Here is a 23300-nt window from a genome sequence, read left to right as displayed (position 1 = left end):
TTCTAAAATGTTAAGTTAACCCCTAAGTTGTATACCCTTACAGAAGGATATTCCAAGCCGGTATTTAATTGTGTTTCAGGATCTATTCCAATATCTTTCAAGTTATCAATAGAGAATAAATTAAACCCGTTGGCATAAATTCTCACTTTGGTAATGCTGGCGCCCTTAAGCCACTTTTGTGGTAAGTTATAACCCAATTGCACATTCCTAAGCCTTAAATAAGATGTGTTTCTGAACCAGAAGCTAGAGGCACGCTGGTTGCTCTCATTATTTGATTTTTTAAGGGCGGGATAAGTTCCTGGTATCCATGCACTATTCGGATCGAAGATATTCTCCCTGTGCCAACGATCGTTTAAAAGAAAATCTGGCGAATTTGCATCGTTTTGAAACGGCAGTTTAAGTTCTGCAGCACGCCCTCTACTCTGCATGGTTGCGCCGGCGAAATTAAGCTGTACATCGAAACCTTTATAGGCAAATGAACTGTTTAACCCGAAGTTTAGGTACGGTAAATTGCTTTCACTGTATCCATTTGGCCTTTCGTCTAAACCATCAATTACGCCATCGTTATTCTGATCTTTGTAGATAAAATCGCCTGGTAAAAGGGTGGTATTATTTTGCCCGTCTATATCAACAGGGTAGTTTGCTATTTCCTCTGCAGTTTGGAATTGGCCAATAAATTCGTATCCCCAGTTGATTCGGGCCCAACGATCTTCTATTGAATTGCGATAACGATCTATCGAGTTACCGAAACGAGGTTTATAGGTATAGACATTTCTTAGTCTTGCCAGTGTTGCATTCACCCCCACCGAATATTCTAAGCCACCAGTTTTGCCCGCGTGGTTTAAAGCCATTTCAACACCCAATGTTCTATTGGCATTTAAATTTTCACTCGGTGCAGTAAACCCTACTTCAATTGGGAGCAAAACATCGTAACGGGGAGCTGGTATTCCTGTTAAATCTCTGCGGAAAACTTCGACAGAGCCACCCAACTTACCAGACCACAAATTAAAATCAACTGCGATATTGGTTATAGCGCTCTTCACCCAGGTTAATCTGGTAACAGGAAGTCCTCTTGCCGCTATACCAGTAATTAATTGGCCATCTAAATAGGCATTGCCAGATCCGAAGTTATAACCAGGCAGATAGGCAAATGCGCCCACACCATTATCCTCACTACCCGTTTCGCCATAAGAAGCACGCAACTTTAAATCGGTAATTACTTTTTTAATGCCATCTCCCTGCATGAAATCTGCTTTAGAGATTCTCCATCCTGCAGATATAAATGGAAACAAGCCCCAACGGTGACCTTTTGGAAAACGCCAAGAACCATCATATCTTCCGCCTATTTCTAACAAATATTTACTATCATAATCGTAGTTTGCACGGAAGATAAAGCCCGCTCTTGCTTCTTCTGTAACCCTATCACTTACCGCCTGCAATTCGTTAAAGAAGTTGATGATGTCAATTTCATTACTTACCGGTTGTGAACGCACGAAGAATAATTTGTCTACCCTTTCCTGGGTTTCCATAGCACCAATAGCGCTAACATTGTGCTTTCCGAAAGTTCCGGCATAGTTCAATTGCAAACGCAAAACATTGTCTATAATGTAGCCATTATCTCTTGACCGATATGGATTCTGCTGTCCGCCGGTAACATTATAAGTATCCGATGCAGCGTTGTATGTATATGTTTTGTAGGTTTTCTCGTATGTGTTGCCTAATAGATTATTGTAGAAAAAAGAATACATTCCATTTGCCGTTAAGCCTTTAATTGGAAACTTATATTCCAGATCGAAAGTAGTTTGTAGTGTTCTACGCTCGGTTTTGTTATATCCCGAATATTCGAAAGTTGCGTAGTTGGTTGCAAAGTTATTGTTGGTTGCAGGATAGTTTGGATTTCCGTTTGCATATGGACTTTCGGTTGGTAGATTTCTAAATTGCCCCAATAAGGCGTTGAAATAATCATCGTCGCCAGGAAGACCCAGTAAATCTCTGATTTCGATTTTTCCGTTGATCTTAACGCCCGCTTTCAATCGCTGACCAATACGGGTTTCGAGGTTGGTTTGTAAATTGGTTCTGTTAAAATTATACCCTTCAAAAACTGCATCCTGATCGGTTCGAGAAAGCGACAGGTAATAACTGGTTTTCTGCGAACCACCTGTTGTGTTAAGGTTGATATAAGATTGTGGGGCGTAATCTTTGATATAAGTTGACCAATCGAAGCCCTCGTAACCGGGAACACCCTGCTGCCATTTATTTACCTCCTCAGGTGTCCAGACAGAGGTGCCATTTTGGTTAATATCAGCCTCTGCAAGTGCCCGCACATAATCGCCTGCATTTGCCGCCTTTGGAAAACGGAATAAACTCTGCAAACCATAGTATGCATTTACATTAATTCGATTTTCTTTATTCAAACCACCTTTTTTGGTTAATACCAATACTACCCCATTCGATGCCCTTAAACCATAAATGGCCGCAGCCGCATCCTTAAGTATAGATAAACTTTCAATATCTTCTGAGTTTAGGTTATTAAACTGTTGGGCGCCTGAAGGTACGCCATCAATAACATATAAGGGATCGCCTAAGTTTCTGATCTGTAACCTCGCCTCGGCACCCGGTCTCCCGTCTGGCGCCCTCGAGGTAACTCCTGCAACTTTACCAATTAAAGCCTGTGAAACGGTTGGAACAGGGGTTTCAGTTAATTCGGCCGAGTTGACGGTTGCAATTGACCCCGTTACACTGGTTCGGCGTTGTTCACCATAGCCAACAACTACCACCTCTGTTAATGATTCTGATGAAGTGATTAGTTTAACATTGATGGTTGTGCTACTACCAACCCTAATTTCTTGTTGTTTAAAACCTACGTAATTAAAAACAAGCACATCATTTTCATTCGCTGCGATACTGTAGCGGCCATTTCCATCGGTAACTGTTCTTATGGTTTTATTTTTTATTACGATGGTAACTGCAGGAATGGAGACGCCTTGTTCATCGGTTACTGTCCCTCGAATGTTTCCTTCTTTTTCCTGAAAAAAAGCGGTATTCTTTTTAAATCTGGAGTTATTCTTAATAGCGTATGCCGGCAGAATGCAAGCACAGAGCAGCCAAAAAACTGCGGTTAATTTCAGCATAATTGAGTAATATTTGGTTACCTAATATGATGGTTGTTATCCATCTGGTTCATTAATTAATCTGACGCCAAGGGCAGTACATTTATGCTACCTTCTTCATTATCAGACTATACGAAAGTAGTACTAATGATAAGTCCGTTTTACTCAATCTTTAGATGATTTATCTCAAATAATAGTAATGATATCGCCAGTGGGCGAAAAATAGACAGTTAATTACTGACCGTTGTTAAGCTTATCTCGAAGCGCTGAGATATATTCGATTGGAGATTGTTTGAAATATCGCTGGAAGCTTCTTCCAAAAACCGTTTGAGACTTATAGCCTACAATTTGTGCAATTTCGAAAATCTTATGGTTATTTTCTGCCATTAGCTGCACCGATCTATTTAATCTGGCTTGCGTAACCAAATCCTTAACAGGTACATCGAGTAGCTGCTTAATTCTTCGATACAACGTAGGCCTGCTCATATTCATGTGTTCAGCTAAATCATCAATATCAAAATCGCTATTGCTAAGATTCTTTAAAATATAATGATCCAACTTTTGTAAAAAGTCGTTATCTGATTGTGAACGTTGCTCGAATTTTAGATGACTAAATGGATCCTGAAGTGCATGTTCTCTAACCTTTGATCGATTTTTCAGCAGGTTTGCAACCTGAACTAAAACCAAATCATATGAAAAAGGCTTTTCGATGTAGGCATCTGCTCCATGATTTAATCCCTCGATTTTTGCGGAGAAAGTATTCTTTGCAGTAAGCAGAATAATAGGAATATGTGCGTATTCAACGCTAGACTTAATTTTAGCGCACAATTCGAAACCGTCCATTCCTGGCATCATTACATCGCTAATAATTAAATGGACCGCATGTTGCTCTAAAACATCTATCGCTTTAAATCCATCTGATGCGGTAAGGACCGTATAGTGCTCTCCCAATACTTCAGACATAAACTGCAAAAGGTCATTTTCATCATCTATCAGTAATATGGTATGTGGCATTGTTCAGTGTCTTAATTAATTTCGATTTTTACTTCTTGGTTTACAGGTAGGGTTAATTCAAAGATATTAATTTCAGGATGTTCGATCAATATCAAATCTCCATGATGTAGCTCTGCTAAATGCTTTGCAAGTGCTAAACCAATGCCAGATCCGGGAATGCTGCGTTGGTTTTCAGTTCTGTAAAAAGGCTCGAATATCCGCTCTTGGTCTTTACTTTCGATTGGCTCTCCATCATTTTCAATCCTTAATATTACGGATTGGCAACCCTGTAATGTAGCAGATTTAAGACTTATCTTAATGTTGCTTTTAGAATATTTAACTGCATTAGAAAGTAGGTTGCTAATTATTTTGATGCAAGCCTCTTTGTCTAGGTAGGCTATTAAACCTCTCTTGGGCAATGCCATTTCCAGCTGAAGATTTCGGTTAGAAAGCTCTAAAGAGAATATCTCCACTTGCTCGGCAACTAACTTGTTGACATTTACCCGCTCAAAATTTAACGAAAAGTGGTATTCCTCTGTTTTTCTAAAATCGAGCATCTGCGTAGTGAGTGTAATTAAACGGTGAATATTTTTCTTTACCAGCTCCAGGTTTCGTTTAACAATAGCCACATCATCTGCTTTATTTAATGCCCAGTCTATAGGTCCTTTAATTAAAGTAAGCGGAGTTTGAATTTCATGAGCAATGTTGGTGAAAAATTCAATCTTCGAATGATAGATCTCTTTTTCTTTTTTCAGCGCAAATAGCTGGTTTTTACGTTTATTTTTGATTTCTATCGATCGATGATAGAAATATATCACCAGAAAAATACCTAATATCGAAAGGAAAGTATATAAAGCGTATGCGGTATTTGATTTCCAAAAAGGTGGTAAAATTTTAATATATAATACCCGCTCTGGCGTTTGCCATAGGCCGATGTTACTTTTAGCTTTAATAGCGAAACGATATTCGCCCGGGGCAAGATTGGTAAAATAAGCTTTCCTGTTGGTATTGATTTGTGTCCATTGATCGCTCAAGCCTACCAGGCGATACTGGTATCTAATGAGATCCGGAGCGGCATAATCTAAAGCTGCAAACTCAATATCAAAAGTAGATTGATCGTAATTTAATGTGATAGAATCTACAGATAAAATCGGCTTTTTAGCTTGTGTTGAATTTTCCTCGGCACTGTTTACGCTAACATGCAAAGAAGTGATATATATGGGTGGAACGGGTGTTTGTTTAGGTAAAGAATCTGGATAAAATGCGATTAATCCCTTGACAGACCCAAAGTACATTTTCCCATTTCCATCTTTGTAGGCAGAATTATAATTAAATTGATCTGTTAACAAACCATTTGCTTTAGAATATACCTTAAATTTTGCTGTATTGATATTAAAGCAGATTAATCCTTTCAAACTGCTTATCCAAAGGTTTTCGTATTCGTCTTCTAAAATGCGGAACAAATTATTGGTAGGAAGGCCAGTATCGGTGTTGTATCGTGTAAAGGTCTTATGGTCTTTCGCCATCTTAATTAAGCCACCCCCTTCTGTACAAAACCAAAGATTCTGATGTTTATCCTCGTGGATGCCCTGAATAAGATTTTCCGTAGATGCTGGATTGAATTTGTCTTTAAATCTTATATTTCCATGCTTACCTGTGTTAGGGTTATGAAAGAATACGCCATTTGCTAAGCTTCCTGTATAAATTGTTCCTTCGTGGTCTTCTGCGATGGCGTATACATAAGAATTTTGTGGAATTTGTGGGATGGCTATCAATTTACGCGATTGGGGCAGATAGTAGTACAGGCCAGCCCCGGTAGTGCCAACCAAAATTTGTCCTGTTTTGGTTTTGGCGATAGACATAATAAAGGCTTTACCAGTTCCCCTTTGCAAACGGATACTATTGAAGCGCTTTAACAACTTGCCAGAATCTTTATTGAAAATTTCTAAGCCACGCAGAAAAGGACCAGCAAATACTTCTCCGTTATTAACCAGCAAGCCATGAATATTAGGGTATGAAAGTCTGGATGGCGACTTTCCGCCTGCGAATTGATGGAATGTTTTAGTTTGTGGATCGAACCGATTGATACCGGCATCTTCGGTACCTATCCAAATATTCTGCTGTGCATCTGCGCAAATTTCCCTTACTGCACTTCCAGAGATCGAATTTTCGGAATTGGTAGGAAAATACTTTTCAAAAGCATTGTTTTCCATGGATATGTGGTTGATGCCCCCGAAAAATGTACCTGCCCAAACCCCTTTGCGCTGATCTTGTATTAAGCAATAAACAGCATTATCACTTAGTGAATAATAATTACCTATTTCTTTACCGATGTGCCTAGATGTGTTTTTCGCCAAATCGTAAATATAGATTCCCCGCTCTGTTGCCAACCAACATTCTCCGTTTGATAGAACTTTCAGATCCCGAACGTATACTGTGGTGCCATCATCATTTTTAGTAAGTAAAGCCTTTGTTTTGCCCGTAACTGCATCGTACCTAAAAAACCCATGTGTAGTGGCAATGAGTACCCCATTGGGTGTTGGCAATACTTTTGTGATGGGCCAATTTAAATTTGCCCTTAATTGAATGTTTAAATCTTTGATTGGCAAGTCAGTGCCTTTAACATTCATTGATTTTAAGGAGCCATCTGCTGTACCAATCCACAATTGATTATTTTGGTCTAACTCGCTAACACCTGCATCTACATTGGTATTAAAATATTTCCCATTTGAGGGTTGGTAACCAACTATCTTACCGTTAGCGGTTATCCATAACATATCTGGCTTTGCACAGGAAATACTGGCTATACCACCAAAAGGTAAATTAATCCTGGTAGTTTGTTCAGAGCTGGTGTTAAGATAAAAAAGCCCACTAAGTGTTCCAATCCACAACCTGCCTTGAAAATCTTCTTTCAATACCGAAATCGAATTTTCCCCTGAGCGCTTCTCATCAATTGAAAAATCTTTAAAGTAATATCCGTCAAACCGGTTTAATCCGCCCTTGGTACCAATCCAAATAAATCCCCTGCGGTCTTGTGTAATCGCTGTTACCGTATTATGTAACAATTTATCGTCTACCTGATAGTTTTGGAAATAAAAAGATTGTGCTTCTGAAAGAAGTGCATTTGAAATCAAATAAATTATCAGACAAAATCGCTTAAACATACTTCATCTCCTGATGTAAAAATTAATCGTTGTTGGGTTTTGCTTGACCAATGCTCACTGTAGTACAAGACTTAGAGACACTGATTATTATAATTTTATATCTTTATGCTGGTAAAGCTTAAATTAAACAGGCACTGATTTTGAAATCCGCAATACCTGATTTAAAAATCTGCTTGGGATACAATGATAACGATTGTTAATTGTTATCTAAACAAAATTGAACAAGTCTAAATCGAAATTGAGACAAATCAGCATAACATTGATTAAAAACGTTCAATCAATTTGATTTAATTTGTAATGAAGACTACATACTTCACAATTGAGGCCAAATATAACTATCTAATTAACATGGTTTTTCTCCATACGAAAACAAAACCTTACCGCTTTGAAGGCATAAATTTCTGCTAATGGAAAGCAGGGATTGGAGCAGCCATAATCGCAGTTATGGCTTTCAAACATTGCCAGACACAATATCAACACATTTCTAAAACCAAAAAATAATCATTCAAAAAAACAATTTATGTATAAACAACTTCTTGCCATCTTATTTCTTTTTACAGCCTCAGCAAATGCCCAGGTTACAAAAGCACCATCCTATCCATTAATCACTCATGATCCTTATTTCAGTATCTGGTCTAACACTGATTCACTAACATCATCTGTTACCCGCCATTGGACAGGAACAGAACAAGCACTATTAGGCATTATTACCGTAGATGGAAAACCTTATCGTTTTTTAGGTGATAAAGAAACTAAATATCAAGCTTTAAGCAAGGATAAAATGTTTAGCTATACCGAAAGCCAACCCAAAGGCGACTGGCAGTCGGCAGATTATAAAAGTGACGATTGGAAAACTGGCAATGCACCTTTCGGAAGCAAATTTGGCAATTCGGGCACGCCTTGGACTTCTAAAGACCTCTGGGCCAGAACAACATTTACGGTAACTTCTGAAAACAAAGAATCGCTGTATTTAAAAATCAATCATGATGACAACATTGAAGTGTATGTAAATGGTGTACAAACTTTCAAAAAACGAGGATGGACGGAAGACGATTTTATATATGTTCCACTAAATAATGAAGCTAAACAAGCGGTAAAAAAAGGGCAGAACACCTTGGCAATCCATATTACTAACACCCGAGGCGGACAATGGCTGGATGCATCTATTGTAACTAAAATCCCTGAGGCATCACCAATGGCTATGGCTACACAACAAAAAGTTAACATCTCTGCTACGCAAACAACTTATAATTTTGCTGCCGGGCCGATAAATTTGCAGGTAACATTTGCTTCTCCATTATTGTTGAATAACCTCGATTTAGTATCAAGACCAATATCATACATCACATTTGCTGCAAACGCCAATGATGGCAAAGCACACACAACCGAAATTATGTTCTCCACTTCCTCTAGTCTTGCAGTTAACAGCAAAGATCAAAAAGTGAAAGCAGAAAAAGTAACTAATTCATCTCTTTCTATTTTAAAAGCGGGAACGGTAGAACAACCTATATTGGGTAAGAAAGGTGATAACTTACGCATTGATTGGGGCCATTTATACGTTGCGGTTCCCACTTCCAAGGTAGTAACTCAAAATATTACTACGGGGCAATCTTCATCAGCTAACCAGGGTGCAAATGCAAATTCTGTAACTGGTACAGGTTTATCGTTGGTAACCAATATCTCTTTAGGAAAAGTAGAAAAAGCTGTTAAATCACAGTATGTAATGCTGGGTTATGATGACTTAGAGTCGGTTCAATATTTTGGAAAAAACCTGAAGCCATACTGGAATAGAACAGGTAAGGAAACGATCGAGAAACAACTGGCGCTTGCCACAACTCAATATCAAGACATTATTAGCAAATGTAATGCCTTTGATAAGCAAATGTATCAGGATGCTTTAACTGCGGGAGGAGAGAAATACGCTAAACTCTGTGTATTGGGTTATCGCCAAGCAATTTCTGCGCATAAATTGGTAGAAAGCCCAGAAGGCGATTTACTATTCATGTCTAAAGAAAATTTTAGCAACGGATCTATCTATACTGTTGATGTAACCTATCCATCTGCACCATTATTCTTAGCTTACAACCCGGCATTAGCCAAAGGTTTGTTAAATGGAATCTTTTATTATAGTGAGAGCGGAAAATGGGCAAAACCTTTCCCTGCTCACGATTTGGGCACCTATCCGCTTGCTAATGGCCAAACTTATGGTGAGGATATGCCGGTAGAGGAAGCTGGAAATATGGTTATTTTAACCGCTGCTGTTGCTAAAGCTGAGGGCAATGCCGACTTTGCCAAGAAACATTGGAAAACGTTAGGCATCTGGGCAGAATACCTAAGCAAAGAGGGTTTTGATCCAGGTAACCAATTGTGTACCGACGATTTCGCAGGACACCTGGCAAGAAACTCAAACTTATCTGTTAAGGCCATTGTTGCCCTGGGATGTTACGGTAAATTGGCAGCTCAGTTAGGAGAAACAGCAACCGCAGAAAAATATACTAAAATGGCTAAAGACATGGCATTGAAATGGATGGACATGGCTAAAGACGGCGATCATTATGCCCTTACATTTGATAAAAAGAGAACCTGGAGCCAGAAGTATAACCTGGTTTGGGATAAACTACTCAATCTTGGTCTTTTCCCATCAGAGGTATATAATACCGAAGTAAAGTACTATTTAACCAAGCAAAATGCTTACGGGCTTCCATTAGATAGCAGGAAGACTTACACAAAATCTGATTGGATTCTCTGGACAGCGGTATTGGCCGATAATGATAAAGACTTTAAAAGCTTCATCGATCCGGTGTATAAATATGCGGTGGAAACTACTTCGAGAGTTCCAATAAGCGATTGGCATGAAACTACCACTGGAAAACAAGTAGGTTTTCAGGCAAGAAGTGTTGTTGGGGGCTATTTTATTAAGGTTTTAGAACAAAAATTTAAAAAACCATAGCTTATTTTATACCGCACAAGGGTTAATAAACTTTGTTACATTTTAAAATTATCAGCATGAAATCTATCAAAAAAATATCAATCGGTTGTGCGGTATTATGTACCCTTTCAGTTATCGGTTTTTCTTTTACTGCCAAAACAGATCAGGTTAAACCAAATAAAGCCCCAAATATTATTGTGATTCTTGCTGATGATATGGGTTATTCGGATATTGGCAGCTACGGTGGTGAGGTTGCAACGCCAAATCTAGACCGTTTGGCCACAAATGGTTTGCGGTTTAGGCAGTTTTACAATGGTGCCAGATGTTGCCCAACCAGGGCGTCGTTAATGACGGGTTTATATCCGCACCAGGCGGGTATTGGCCACATGACTAACGATCCTGAAGACAGCACCGCATATCAAATGAATTTACCGGGCTATCAGGGTGCATTAAACAATTCCTGTGTTACCATTGCTGAAGTGCTTAAAACGGCAGGTTATCAAACGTTAATGTCAGGCAAGTGGCACTTGGGCTATAATGGTAAACAACGTTGGCCCTTACAACGAGGTTTCGATAAATATTTCGGGATTTTGGCAGGAGCGGCCAATTATTTTGAGCCAACAGGTCTAAGGGGACTAACCTTAATGAATACGCCCGTAGAACCAGAGGGCGACAATTTCTACCTTACAGACGCCATAACCGACCATGCAATTGATTTTATGGAGGAAGGGTTTAAGAAAAAAGATACCCCTTTCTTTATGTACCTCGCATACACGAGCCCACACTGGCCTCTGCAAGCTTTCAAGGAAGATATCGATAAATATCGCGGAGAGTATAAACTCGGCTGGAAAAAATTAAGAGAAGCCCGTTATGAGCGAATGAAAGCCATGGGTGTTATTACTTCAACTACAAACCTTACCGATGAAGATGGCGTAGACTGGGATAAGCTTACGCCTGAAAAACAAGATGAGATGGATTACCGCATGGCGATCTATTCAGCTCAGATTGATCGGATGGATCAAAATGTCGGAAGAATTATAAAGTCTTTAGAAAAATCGGGAACACTAGATAATACTTTAATTCTATTCTTAGCCGATAACGGTGCCTGTGCAGAAGGCGGACAGCTTGGCGGTGGTTTGAAGGAAAACCTTGGTACTAAGAAGGGTTATTTGCTAAGCTACGGACAGTCTTGGGCAAATGTATCGAATACCCCTTTCAAAAAATACAAGCACTGGGTAAATGAAGGCGGAATTGCTACACCACTGATTGTGCACTGGCCCAAAGGCATGCCAGCTGCAACAAAAGGAAAGTTTTCAGATCAGTATGGTTTTTTACCAGATATTATGGCTACTGTTGTCGACGTAACAGGTGCCAAATACCCTACTCAATATAAAGGTCACAGCATAAACCCTATGGAAGGAAAGAGTCTGTTACCTGTTATAGAAGGAATCGAGAAGCCAGTACACAACCAGCCAATTTTTTGGGAACACGAAGGCAATGCTGCAGTTAGACAGGGAAAATTTAAGCTCGTAACTGAACATCACGACAACAAGCCTCCCAAATGGGAATTATATGATTTATCAAAAGATAGATCTGAAACGAATGACCTGGCAGCTACTATGCCAGAACAAGTGAAAACAATGACTACTGCTTATGCCAATTGGGCTAAACGTGCCAATGTAGAACCATTTGATAAAATCAGAGCCATTATGGAGTCAAGGCGAAAAAAATAGTCGAAATAGCAGGCTCAAGATTAATCGACTAGTAAAAATAAAATCAGAGCAGCTTTAGAAATTTAAAGATGTGAGGGAAGGCATTAGTCTTCCCTTTCAATCATCTTTCTTAAATTTATCGTAAATGTGGTGCCAGCCCCAAGCACCGATTCCAGGTATATGGATCCGTTAAGCGCATTAACTAAATTTTTAACAGTAGATAGGCCAATGCCAGTGCTTTTAGCACCAAACCTGTCTTGATTGGCCAGCGTGGTATCTGGATGAAAAATAAGTTCGTGGTGTTCTTCAGCAATACCCATCCCATTATCGGCCACCTTCAAAATGTAATGGTCCACATCATGACTTAGGCTAATCGAAATTTGGCCATATTCCTTGTCATTATACCTTATCGCGTTAGAAAGCAAATTTAGCATGATTTGTTCAACCGCAATGGAAGGAAATACAATCTCGCTAAGCGATGTAGAATAATCCACCTTCACACTATCCGGAATATTTGTTAGGTTATTTATCCGCTCGAAGAGTGCTGCTACATTAATGCGCTGTTTTCGTGCAAATAGTCTTTCTGGAGATTTGGAATAATCCAGCATTTCATCAACAAGAGATAATAAAGATTTTGCAGAGGAAATGTTTAAATCTGCCAATTTAGCAAGTCGCTCATCGCTGTTGTTTATCGCTATTTTTCTAATTAACTGAGAAGTTAAAGAAACGCTACTCAACGGATTTTTAATGTCATGAGCAGCCATTGAAGCAAACTTTTGGATGAGTGTATTGGCATTCAAAAGCTCTCTGTTAGCAAGTTCTAAAGTCGCAACTTTCTTTTTTAACTCTATTTTATCGATTACTTGCTTAGCCAGCGACTGCAATGCGGCAACTTGTGAGCCATTAAGTTTATGCGTTTTTTGATCTAATACACAAATGGTTCCCAAAGCAAACCCATTTTCATTTATAAGTGGTACACCAGCATAGAAAACAACATTTGTTGGTCCGGTAACTACCGGATTATTGGCAAAACGAAGATCCTGCCTGGCATCTTCAACAATCATAATATCATCTGCCGATGCGATAGCATGTGTACAGAAAGAAAGTTCACGAAGATTTTCGGTTAGCTCTGTTCCTACATGCGATTTGAAATATTGCCTTTTATCATCAATAAAGGTAATCAATGCCATTGGAATGCCACATATCGTAGATGCAATAAGCGCAATGGAATCGAAATCAGGATCACTACCACTATCCATTAAGCCATAGCTTTCAAGCGCATGCAAACGCTTTAACTCATTTTCTGGGTAGGGAATTTCAATCATATTTCTCGCCTAAAGGTATAACAAATTAGCTAAATTCTAAGGTTTATGCATTGGATATATGGGTTAATCCTGGTAACTATTTTTCAATTGGAAAGATATTTTTTTGTCATCTCAACAAAATATCACTTGTTTTGTTCGATAACTAACCAATCATTTTGGAGCAGCATAAAGGCAAACCTGTTCCACGATGCAACTGGCTAATAAATTAATCATGATATGCAACAACAAAAAGGGGATGTTTCTGGCGCACTTAAGGAGTTTTTTTCCAACCGGTTTAATCTCCAGCTCGACAAAGCCAGTGAAACAGAGGTTGTAGATTCCATTACGCGGAATTCAATATTTGTAGGCGGCAACTTGTGGACATTAATATTTGCTATTCTAATTGCATCAATCGGTTTAAATGTTAACTCCACTGCCGTGGTTATTGGGGCCATGCTCATTTCGCCCCTTATGGGTCCGATTATGGGCATTGGGCTTGGTATAGGCACTAACGACTTTAATCTGGTAAAACGAGGTGGCCGAAATTTGCTGATTGCTACTATCATAAGTATCGCAACATCTACATTGTATTTTTATATAACCCCCTTACACGATGCGCAAAGTGAATTACTGGCCCGAACTACACCTTCTATTTGGGATGTTTTCATCGCTTTTGCCGGAGGCTTGGCAGGAATTATCGCGGTAACGCGTAAAGAAAAAAGCAACGTGATTCCTGGTGTGGCCATTGCTACCGCACTCATGCCTCCATTATGTACTGCGGGTTATGGTTTGGCAAGCGGAAATTTTCTCTATTTTCTTGGTGCAATCTATCTCTTTTTTATCAATAGCCTTTTCATCTGCATATCAACCTACCTAATCGTACGTTTTCTTAGGTTCCAGAAAAAGCATTTCGAAGATAAAGGGACGGAGAAGAAAGTGTCGAGGTATATTTTAATTAGCGTGCTCATTACTATTTTGCCTAGCATTTACCTGGCTTACGGAATTGTTCAGAAAAGTATTTTCGAAAATAACGCTCAGATTTTCATTAGAGAAGAATTTAAGTTTCAGAATACACAAGTTGTAAATAAATCATTTAAATACAGTGCTAAACAGAAAGAAATAGACTTGCTTTTAATTGGAGAGGAATTGCCTGCAACCACGATAAAGGGCATCAAAGAACACCTCAAAAGATATAAGCTCGCGGGAACTAAACTTATGATCAGACAGGGTTTGAGCGCCAGGCAGGAAATCGATTTTTCTCAAATTAAAGCCAGCATTATGGAAGATGTTTTTAAAAATGAAAACCTCACTACATCAAATAACAAAGTGAATCCTTTGGAACAACCCTTGCCAGACATCCGCTCCGAAATTGGGGCTCTTTTTCCAGAAATAAGATCCTACAGCTTATCAAATACGGTGGTTAATTTAATCGATAGCACCAAGAAAGATACTGTAATACTATTTAACGGCGATTTAAACGGAAGGTTGACGCCCGGTACAAAAGAGCGCCTAGAAAAATGGCTCAGAACACGGGTTAAGGGCGATTCTGTAAAAATTGTTTTAAATTAGTTCATCAGTTCTATTCAATAAAAACGCACAACCAAACCTTTATCAATTGAGTACACAAGAAATTATCGCCATCACAATCGTACTGGCAGCACTATTTGCCTACATTAACCACCGTTTCATCAAATGGCCACCAACCATTGGGATCATGGCTTTATCACTTATCTCGTCTGTATTACTGGTTAGTTTAGGGAGTGCTACAAGCTTTATTTCTACAAAGGCACTTTCACTGGCCAGATCAGTAGATTTCCAAGATGTTTTGATGAACTTTATGCTGAGTTTTCTACTGTTTGCCGGAGCCATTCACGTAGACGCTGGCAAACTAAAATCGGAACGTTTCCCTGTTATTGTACTCGCTACTGTGGGCATTCTTATATCCACTTTCGTGGTAGGCTTATTGGTGCATTACCTATTTGGCTGGTTCGGTATGCCTATTCCCTTAATTTACTGCCTTTTATTTGGCGCATTAATATCCCCTACAGATCCTATTGCCGTGTTAGGTATTCTAAAGAAATCGAACATCCCCGCTAGCCTCGAGCTTAAAATTTCTGGTGAATCATTATTTAATGATGGCGTTGCTGTGGTTGTATTTATTAGCATCGCAGAAATCGCAAGGTCTTCAAGTGCGGATATTTCGGTCTTGTCTATTGGCAAATTGTTCCTGGTAGAGGCAATTGGTGGAATTTTATTTGGCGTGTTGCTCGGCTATATCGGGTATTGGGCATTACGTTCTATAGACGATTACAAAGTTGAAGTCCTCATCACATTGGCTATTGTAACTGGTGGATATTTTCTTGCAGGAAGCTTGCACGTATCGGGACCCCTTGCTATGGTAGTCGCGGGAATATTTACGGGTAATAAATCTAAACGTGAGGGTATGTCTGATCTTACCCGAGACTATCTAGGTAAGTTCTGGGAGATGATTGATGAAATTCTCAACGCAGTGCTTTTTCTTTTCATTGGGATAGAAATGTTGATTATTAAAATAGACCAAACTGTTTTTTGGATCGGAATCATTTGCATTGTTGTTGTTTTGCTGGCCCGATGGATTTCGGTGGTTCTTCCTGTTTCACTGATGCGCTACAAAGTAGATTTCGAAAAACATGCTGTTACTATCATGACCTGGGGAGGTTTAAGGGGTGGAATATCAGTAGCTTTAGCCTTGTCATTAGGCCCATTAATGTATCGCGATCAATTTGTGCTCATTACTTATATCATCGTCATTTTCTCCATACTTGTGCAAGGCCTTACCATCGGTAAGCTTGCAAAAAAACTAGGGTATTAGTAAATGTAAAATAGGGTTTGCCTGATGCAAAGCTTAAAATCTTATATCCTGGTAATGTCATCATCGAAATCTGTATTGTTATTTTGGGTTTAAAAACGTATATTATCTCAACACTGATTTTTTCGAGATCAGTTAAATGGTTCAATATTAATTTAAACTCATCAAATTTGGCATTAAAAAGAGCAGGATTTTACAGAGGGCCACGCTTGCCCTTCAGAAAGAAAGAAGCAGAACACAAGATCAACCAATTTATTACTTCGGCAGAGGTAAGGTTAAGAGGCGAAAACGTTGAAACCGCCATCTATCCATTAGCACAAGCTGTGCAACTGGCAGAAGAACAAGGCTTAGACCTTGTAGAAATTTCTCCTAATGCCGTTCCCCCGGTGTGTAGAATTATCGATTACAGTAAATTTCTTTACGAACAGAAGAAAAAGCAAAAGGAAATTAAGTCTAAGGCTAAACAAACTATTATTAAGGATATTCGGTTTGGTCCAAACACAGATGATCATGATTTTCAATTTAAACTGAAGCACGCCGTTTCATTTTTAGAAAGCGGTGAAAAAGTTAGAGCCTTTGTACATTTCAAGGGCCGTTCAATAGTCTATAAAGATCAAGGAGAAATCTTACTCTTAAAATTTGCCCAGGCGCTGGAAGAAATTGGCAAAGTTGAGCTTCTTCCAAAATTAGAAGGAAAGCGTATGTTTCTAACCTTGGCACCAAAAGTTGGTAAGAAGTAAAGCTTCGACATTATAAAAATGAAAAAAGTCCTTTGATGGTGGTATGTCCCCTATCAAAGGACTTTTTTTTTGCGGCTGATTTTACCAATCAAAGCATTCTGTGTTGTCTCGCATCCAGGCTTCCTCTAGAATAATATCATCCTAAGCGTATTAAGTGTAAATCCTTATCCTTATTTAGAATAATTAAAAATAATTTCTTTTTAAAGCAAAAATATACTTTCTTTGCCCTAAATAAGAATCAATCTAAATAAGATGTGTAGAAAATTTACTTTTAGCTTTATCCTCTTGGCTTTGATGGCACAGACCATTTATGCGCAAACAAAGACTGGTACAATAACCGGAACAATCACTTCAAGTGATAATAACCCAGCTCCATTTGTGAGTATCGGGCTGCAAGGCACCAATAAAACAACTCAAAGCGATGAGCAGGGAAAGTTTATCTTAAAGAATATAGCTTCGGGAAAATACTTACTAAAAGTTTCCGCAATAGGAATAGCAGGGCAAGAAAAGACTATTTCGGTTTCCGCGGGACAAACAACTGAGATCAATTTTATGATGGCAGCATCATCTGCACAATTAGATGAAGTAGCAGTAACAGGATATAGAACGCCCAATACAAAACCTGTTAATCTTGGTAAGATTGCTATTGCTCCGAAAGATTTGCCTCAGGCAGTACAAGTTATAGGTACAGAGGTGATTGCAGATCAACAGGCGAATAGCTTGGGAGATGTAATGAAGAACGTTAACGGCGTAGCGTTAGGTGCAAATCGCGGTTCAGTGGGCGAAAATTTTTATGCCAGGGGCTATAGTTTAGGAAGTAATAACGTATTTAAGAATGGTGCCAGAACATCTATCGGGGGCAGCCCAGAGGCCAGCACCTTAGAATCAGTAGAAGTATTGAAAGGAAGTGCGGCACTATTATATGGTGGAGTTTCTGGTGGCGCTGTGGTTAACATGATTACCAAAAAACCAAAATTTGAGTCAGGTGGTGAGGTACTTATGCGTACGGGAAGCTACAACCAATACAAGCCCACTGTTGACCTATACGGTCCAATATCTAAAAAACTTGCCTTCAGGGCAATAGCTACATATGAGAATGCGGGCAGTTTTCGAGATTTTGTAAAATCAAACCGGCTATATATCAATCCTTCGTTACTTTATAAAGTTAGCGAGCAAACTGAAATTTTAGTGCAGGGTGACTATCTGAAAAGCGACTATACACCAGATTTTGGAGTAGGCTCTGTAAACAGTCAAATAATAGACTATGGCCGAGACAAATTCATCAATACACCCTGGGCTTATAACAAGACTAACACGGCAACCGCACAAGCCAACATTTCACATAGTCTAAGCAATAACTGGAAACTAAATGTTATTGGTTCGTTTCAATCTTACAACCGAAATTACTACGGTTCGGAGCGCATCCAGGCAAATGCTAGTGGCATATCCGCAAGAAATTTAGCCAGGGCAATTACGCAAGAATATACCTATAACCAACAAATGAACCTCAATGGCAAGTTCACTACAGGAAATGTTAAGCATACTTTATTGTTTGGTTTAGATGCAGATCAATCTCGTGTTACAAGTAACGCCTTCGCCTATGGAAAAACTGCTCAGGGTGCAAATATTACGACATTCAACTATGGTAATGTAAACCTTTTCGATCCAAATACTTATTATGGTTCAGGTATTATGCCCGAAGCATTCAATATCAGCAGAACGTTGGCGCCAATTTATAGATACGGTGCTTTTGTACAGGATTTGGTAGAACTAAGCGAGAAATTCAAAGTTCTTGCAGGTTTGCGCTACACCAATCAGAAAACAGCTAGTCCTCGTGCTACAAGTTTAGAATCAGGAAACCTGACGAAAGGTGCAACTAAGTTTGATGATGCCATTTCACCTAAGTTAGGTTTGATTTATCAACCCTTAAAAACTACGTCATTATATGTAAGCTATGCGAACAATTTTATTCCGAACTCGGGGGTAGACATCAACAATGAAGCCTTAAAGCCATCGGTGGTAGACCAATACGAAACGGGAATTAAGAATGATTTCTTAGGTGGCAAGCTTTCTGTAAACCTAACTTATTACAAGATAATCAACAATAACATTTCGCAAGCTGCAATTTTACCGGATGGCACAACAAGTACTATATTTAGGCAGTTGAATGGTGAAACCACAAGCGATGGCTTAGAACTGGATGTAACAGGAAATTTAGCAAAAGGGTTAAACCTGTTGTTTGGATACAGCTACAATTATATGCGTTACACCAATACTGCGGATGTTACCGGTATGATTGAAGATGTGCGCCTGGTGGGCACTACTAAAAATACTGCAAATGCCACCCTCTTCTATACCTTGCAAGATGGGATGTTTAAAGGGCTTAAACTTGGAACTTCGGCCTTCTATACCGGGAAAAGAAATGGCGGCTGGAACGATGCCAAAAATGCGACCAATATCAGGTTAATCCCTTTAAGTGCCTTTACCACATTAGATTTTTCTGCCGGCTATACCTGGAGAAGTTTTTCTTTGCTTGCTAAGGTTTCGAACATAACCAATGAGCTTAATTACTTCGTACATGAAAATTATAGCGTAAATCCTATTGCGCCCCGACAATTCCTTACAACCCTATCTTATAAGTTTTAAATGAAAAGATAGCTGACTAACGAGCTTCAGGCATAAGTGCCTGAGGCTCGTTGTGTTTTGCAGGGAAATCTAAGTCACTATTAATGTAGACAATTTCTAAATTTGCCGCTACAAATAATACAAATGTTAAAATCAAAACTTTCCTTATTGCTACTAATGGTATCACTCTTCTCTGTTTCCGGGCAAGTACTGAAGAAGCGCACCACCTTGTTAATGGGCGGTAAATTCGAAATCACCATAGTAGCCAAGGATGCTCAAAGTGCCCAAGATAATATTGACACTGTAATTAAGGAGATAAAAAGAATTGAGGATTTAATTTCAGATTGGAAAAGTACCTCACAGGTGTCTGAAGTGAACAGAAATGCCGGCATAAAACCGATAAAAGTAGATGCTGAAGTTTTTAAGCTCACGGAAAGTGCCATACACCTTTCTCAACTTACCAACGGCGCCTTTGATATCAGTTTTGCTGCCATGGATAAAATCTGGAAGTTTGATGGATCGATGGAGAAAATGCCGACAGCCGCGGCAATTGCAAAATCTGTAGAAAAAGTAGGTTACAAAAATATTGAACTCGATCGGGCCAACTCCACTATTTTTCTAAAGCTTGAAGGAATGAAGATTGGATTCGGGGCACTTGGAGAAGGTTATGCAGCCGACAGGTGCCGGGAAATGATGCTTAAAAAAGGCATTAAGGCAGGTATCGTTAATGCATCGGGTGATATGAGTGCCTGGGGCAAACCACCAAAACAGAAACACTGGGCAATTGGAATTACCAACCCTTTCAATAAAGATAGCCTCTTTGGTATTGTGCCACTGAAGAACAATGCCATGGTTACTTCAGGGAGCTACGAAAAGTTTGTGATTTTTAATGGCAAACGTTATGCCCATATCATTAACCCTAAAACCGGCTACCCATCAACTGGCTTAACCAGCGTAACTGTATTCGGCCCAGATGCGATGTTAGCCAACGGCTTAAGTACTTCGATTATGGTATTGGGTAAAGCGCATGGCTTAGCGTTAATGAAACAGTTTCCAAGCTATAGCTGTATCTTATTTAATGATGAGCAAAATTACTTCGCTGCAAATCTGAGTGACAGTGAAATCAAAAGGTGGAAGAAAGCAGCCAAGAAAAAAGTCTGGTAGGCCTATTCATCAACGTTGATTAATAACAATCCATCAATATCTGGCCCTTTGCCTGATAATCGCTTGCAGAACAAGCTCCCGCCTCTTTAAGCGCAAGATCTAACCAGGTTAATACATCTTTTTGCATACTTAATGAGCCACAGAGCATCATTACGCCTTCTTTTTTTAACATGTCTACAATAAACTGGCTATCTTTTGCCAGCAAATCCTTAACGTAAGTTTTCTCCCCCTGGCGTGAATATGCTACGTTAAGTTTCTTCAATTTCTCGTCCACCTTACCAAGCACACCCTCGTACAAGGCAAAGGTTGCGCTATCTTTAAAACCACAGTACAAGTGCAGATTTCTATTTTGATGGTAAGCACTTACCATTCCCAAAAATGGCGCAATGCCGGTTCCGTTAGACACAAATATTACAGTCTTAGCCTCTTTAGGAAAATGGAAATGAGGATTGGAAATGATGGTTGCAGACAGTTTCTGTCCAGGTGTTAAAGCATACAGAAAGCCAGAACCTAAACCATTAGTATGAAGTTTAACACTTAGCTGGATTTCACTTCCAATCTTGCCGATGGAATATTGACGCTCACGGTGATCGTTGGCTGGGTAAATTGTAAGCAAATCTCCAGAAGTAAATTTCTTCTTCTTCAAAGGACTTAGGCGCAGCAGAAACGACGGCTCTTCGTACCCGACTTGAACTTTACCTAATACCTCAAATTCTTGTTTTTTAGGATGATGATGCTGAAATAAATCAGAAAAATCATCTAACGTGATGTCTGCTTGATGCGCCCAAAGTGTTGCCCATCTATTAAAATCTGATAAAGATCGATCGTTTACCGTGTGAATTTCTAAAACTGGCTTTGCCCAGGTCTGTTGCGACAGTAAATTGTTCACTTGGTAACCAAATTTGCAAAAATCTGGGTAAGCGTGTGATCCAAAAGCCAGAACTCCGAATTCTACAGTATGGGGTTGAGGAAACTGAGCAAGTAATTTACTAAACTTTACAGCGTTTGTGGGGGCATCTCCTAAGCCGTAGGTAGCGGTTAATACCAGTATTTGTTTCGCTTTGGAAAATGCTTGGTAGTTATTTAACTCTGTTACAAAAGGCTTTTTACCATTTTTAATCAACTCGGCTTTAATAGCGTTTGCAAATTTAAATGTAGAACCATTTTCAGAACCCACTAAAATAATGTATTCGGCTTGCCCTGCTGGAAACTTGTTTTTTACACGACCACTTCTTCGCTTCCACATGATTACAAAACCCGAATAGATGAAAAACATGATGTTTGCCGATGCAATACCCAATACGATTGCCCAAATGGCATTTGTTCTGCCAGTATGAAGATCTGTACTCAAATTCGCTAACAGTATAGCCGTGGAATATCGGTTTTCGGTCAATAACGCTCCCGTAATTTGATTTACCGTAATTTCTTTCGAGGCTAATTTTATGGTGAAATAATCTTCAACATCCTCAGAAAATGGAAATTCTATTTCTTGCACTTCACTCAAGTGAATTTGCTTAAACAAATCGAAATCTGTTACAGCTTGTCTGGGTGTAGTTTTTAAAGCATCGAAATCTACTTTAGCGGAAGTTATTTCTGATTTAATAATGCCGAATCTTTCTAGCGAAAGGTAAGTTCCAGTTAAAGAGATTATGATAATGGGAACAAGCAATAACCGCCCCAAAATTACGTGGTAATACTGGGCAAATCCATCTTTAACTATTTTAGTAAAGAATCGCTTTATACCCCGCTGCCGCTGAATAATGAGCACAGTACCAGAGGTCGCAATCAGGAATAACAAAAAAGAGCTTAGCCCAATAAAGAAACGCCCTGTTTCATGAAGAAAGAGCGAACGGTGCAAGTTGGTTGACCACGTAAATATTGCGCTTTCTTTGGCTGGTTTTCCAAGCAGCACGCCAGTATTTGGGTCTATATAAAACCGGCCAGATTGGTCGGCATGCGTTGTTCCATTAACAATTACAAACTGATTATGATCGATGTTGACAGCATCGACGGTTTTAAAACCTTTTTTAAGCGCAGGCAATAGTTTCGCTAAAGTAAGCTGATCAAAGTCTTTTGCACGATATGACTGGCTTTTCTCTACTACCGGCTTAAAAGATAAAACTACCCCAGTTACCGATGCCAGGGTTAAAAAAAGAAAGGATGAAATAGCAAGTGCTAAATGGCTATATCGCCAAATAGAAATGGTCATTTAACTTTTATATTTAGTTTGCACTAAAACGCACATACCTGATGTAACCTGAGCCATCCGTTCTTGCCGCCAAACCTTCAGTAGTAAGGGGAACTTCTGCATCTTTAGCGTAATACTTGTTATCCTCAACGGCAGTTTCAAAACGTAGTTTATAGCCCTTATTAATCTTTGCATTATCGATTTCGAAAACGGTAACACTCCTATCGCCACCCGTAACAGAAGCACCAGAAATGCCATTTAAACTAGTTGGTTTTTTCTTGAAGGCCTTATTCCATTCCTTTAAATCAGGATACCATTTTTTGTCGGAACCCATAACGTAAAGCGTTTTCACATAAGCCCCCTTCGCATCTACCATGGATACGGCAATGTAAGCACCTTCGCCCACATAATTTGTCATTTGTACCATGCACTTATATTTAGTGGTTTGCTGTGCTTGCGCCACTAGGTTTGTCGAAAGGAAAAGTGTGAAAGCGAGACAAAATCTACGGTAGTTTATCATTTT

The 23300-nt window shown here is 39.2% G+C and carries 13 protein-coding genes; 7 read left to right on the top strand and 6 right to left on the bottom strand.

Annotated elements, in window-relative coordinates; translation table 11 throughout:
• Positions 1–2: 2 nt before the first annotated feature.
• The 3 genes from OQ268_RS15160 to OQ268_RS15150 all read right to left on the bottom strand — a co-directional run bounded on the left by OQ268_RS15160 (position 3) and on the right by OQ268_RS15150 (position 7267).
• Positions 3–3131 (bottom strand): SusC/RagA family TonB-linked outer membrane protein, encoded by a 3129-nt coding sequence (locus OQ268_RS15160; protein ID WP_265857291.1) that lies wholly within the window; start codon positions 3129–3131, stop codon positions 3–5.
• Positions 3132–3344: 213 nt separating this feature from the next.
• Positions 3345–4124, bottom strand: a complete 780-nt coding sequence (locus tag OQ268_RS15155; RefSeq protein ID WP_265857289.1) for a response regulator transcription factor — start codon at positions 4122–4124, stop codon at positions 3345–3347.
• An 11-nt stretch (positions 4125–4135) separates the two neighbouring features.
• Positions 4136–7267, bottom strand: coding sequence for a ligand-binding sensor domain-containing protein (locus tag OQ268_RS15150; protein WP_265857287.1), 3132 nt, complete (start codon positions 7265–7267; stop codon positions 4136–4138).
• Positions 7268–7787: 520 nt separating this feature from the next.
• Between OQ268_RS15150 and OQ268_RS15145 the strand changes: the two genes are divergently transcribed.
• Positions 7788–10217, top strand: a complete 2430-nt coding sequence (locus OQ268_RS15145; protein ID WP_265857285.1) for a glutaminase family protein — start codon at positions 7788–7790, stop codon at positions 10215–10217.
• Positions 10218–10273: 56 nt separating this feature from the next.
• Positions 10274–11929: an arylsulfatase gene (locus OQ268_RS15140; RefSeq protein ID WP_265857284.1), complete on the top strand. Its 1656-nt coding sequence runs from the start codon at positions 10274–10276 to the stop codon at positions 11927–11929.
• An 83-nt stretch (positions 11930–12012) separates the two neighbouring features.
• On the opposite strand, the gene OQ268_RS15135 is transcribed toward OQ268_RS15140, so the two are convergent.
• A complete protein-coding gene (locus OQ268_RS15135) occupies positions 12013–13233 on the bottom strand; it encodes a GAF domain-containing sensor histidine kinase (RefSeq protein ID WP_265857283.1) in 1221 nt (406 codons plus the stop codon).
• Between the two features lie 216 nt (positions 13234–13449).
• On the opposite strand from OQ268_RS15135, the gene OQ268_RS15130 reads away from it, so the two are divergent.
• The 5 genes from OQ268_RS15130 (at position 13450) to OQ268_RS15110 (ending at position 20589) form a co-directional block, all read left to right on the top strand.
• Positions 13450–14781, top strand: a complete 1332-nt coding sequence (locus OQ268_RS15130; RefSeq protein ID WP_265857281.1) for a TIGR00341 family protein — start codon at positions 13450–13452, stop codon at positions 14779–14781.
• A gap of 46 nt (positions 14782–14827) precedes the next feature.
• Entirely contained in the window at positions 14828–16063 is a 1236-nt protein-coding gene (locus OQ268_RS15125) for a cation:proton antiporter (RefSeq protein ID WP_265857280.1), read from the top strand.
• A gap of 167 nt (positions 16064–16230) precedes the next feature.
• The gene (gene infC / locus OQ268_RS15120; RefSeq protein ID WP_265857279.1) at positions 16231–16800 is read left to right on the top strand and encodes a translation initiation factor IF-3; all 570 of its coding nucleotides are present in this window, start codon (positions 16231–16233) and stop codon (positions 16798–16800) included.
• A gap of 252 nt (positions 16801–17052) precedes the next feature.
• Positions 17053–19446 carry a TonB-dependent receptor gene (locus OQ268_RS15115; protein ID WP_265857277.1) on the top strand — a complete coding sequence of 798 codons (2394 nt, stop codon included), beginning with the start codon at positions 17053–17055 and terminating at the stop codon, positions 19444–19446.
• Positions 19447–19569: 123 nt separating this feature from the next.
• A complete protein-coding gene (locus tag OQ268_RS15110) occupies positions 19570–20589 on the top strand; it encodes an FAD:protein FMN transferase (protein WP_265857275.1) in 1020 nt (339 codons plus the stop codon).
• A gap of 19 nt (positions 20590–20608) precedes the next feature.
• Here the strand turns inward: OQ268_RS15110 and OQ268_RS15105 are convergent, their stop codons facing one another.
• Both OQ268_RS15105 and OQ268_RS15100 read right to left on the bottom strand, forming a co-directional pair.
• Positions 20609–22798, bottom strand: a complete 2190-nt coding sequence (locus tag OQ268_RS15105; RefSeq protein ID WP_265857273.1) for a PepSY domain-containing protein — start codon at positions 22796–22798, stop codon at positions 20609–20611.
• 13 nt (positions 22799–22811) lie between these two features.
• Positions 22812–23297: a DUF2271 domain-containing protein gene (locus tag OQ268_RS15100; RefSeq protein WP_265857271.1), complete on the bottom strand. Its 486-nt coding sequence runs from the start codon at positions 23295–23297 to the stop codon at positions 22812–22814.
• Between the last annotated feature and the right edge of the window lie 3 nt (positions 23298–23300).

This window comes from Pedobacter sandarakinus, assembly GCF_026240095.1.
Classification (GTDB): domain Bacteria; phylum Bacteroidota; class Bacteroidia; order Sphingobacteriales; family Sphingobacteriaceae; genus Pedobacter; species Pedobacter sandarakinus.
Note: the sequence above shows the minus strand (reverse complement) of the source record. Positions and strands in the feature narration are given on the sequence as shown.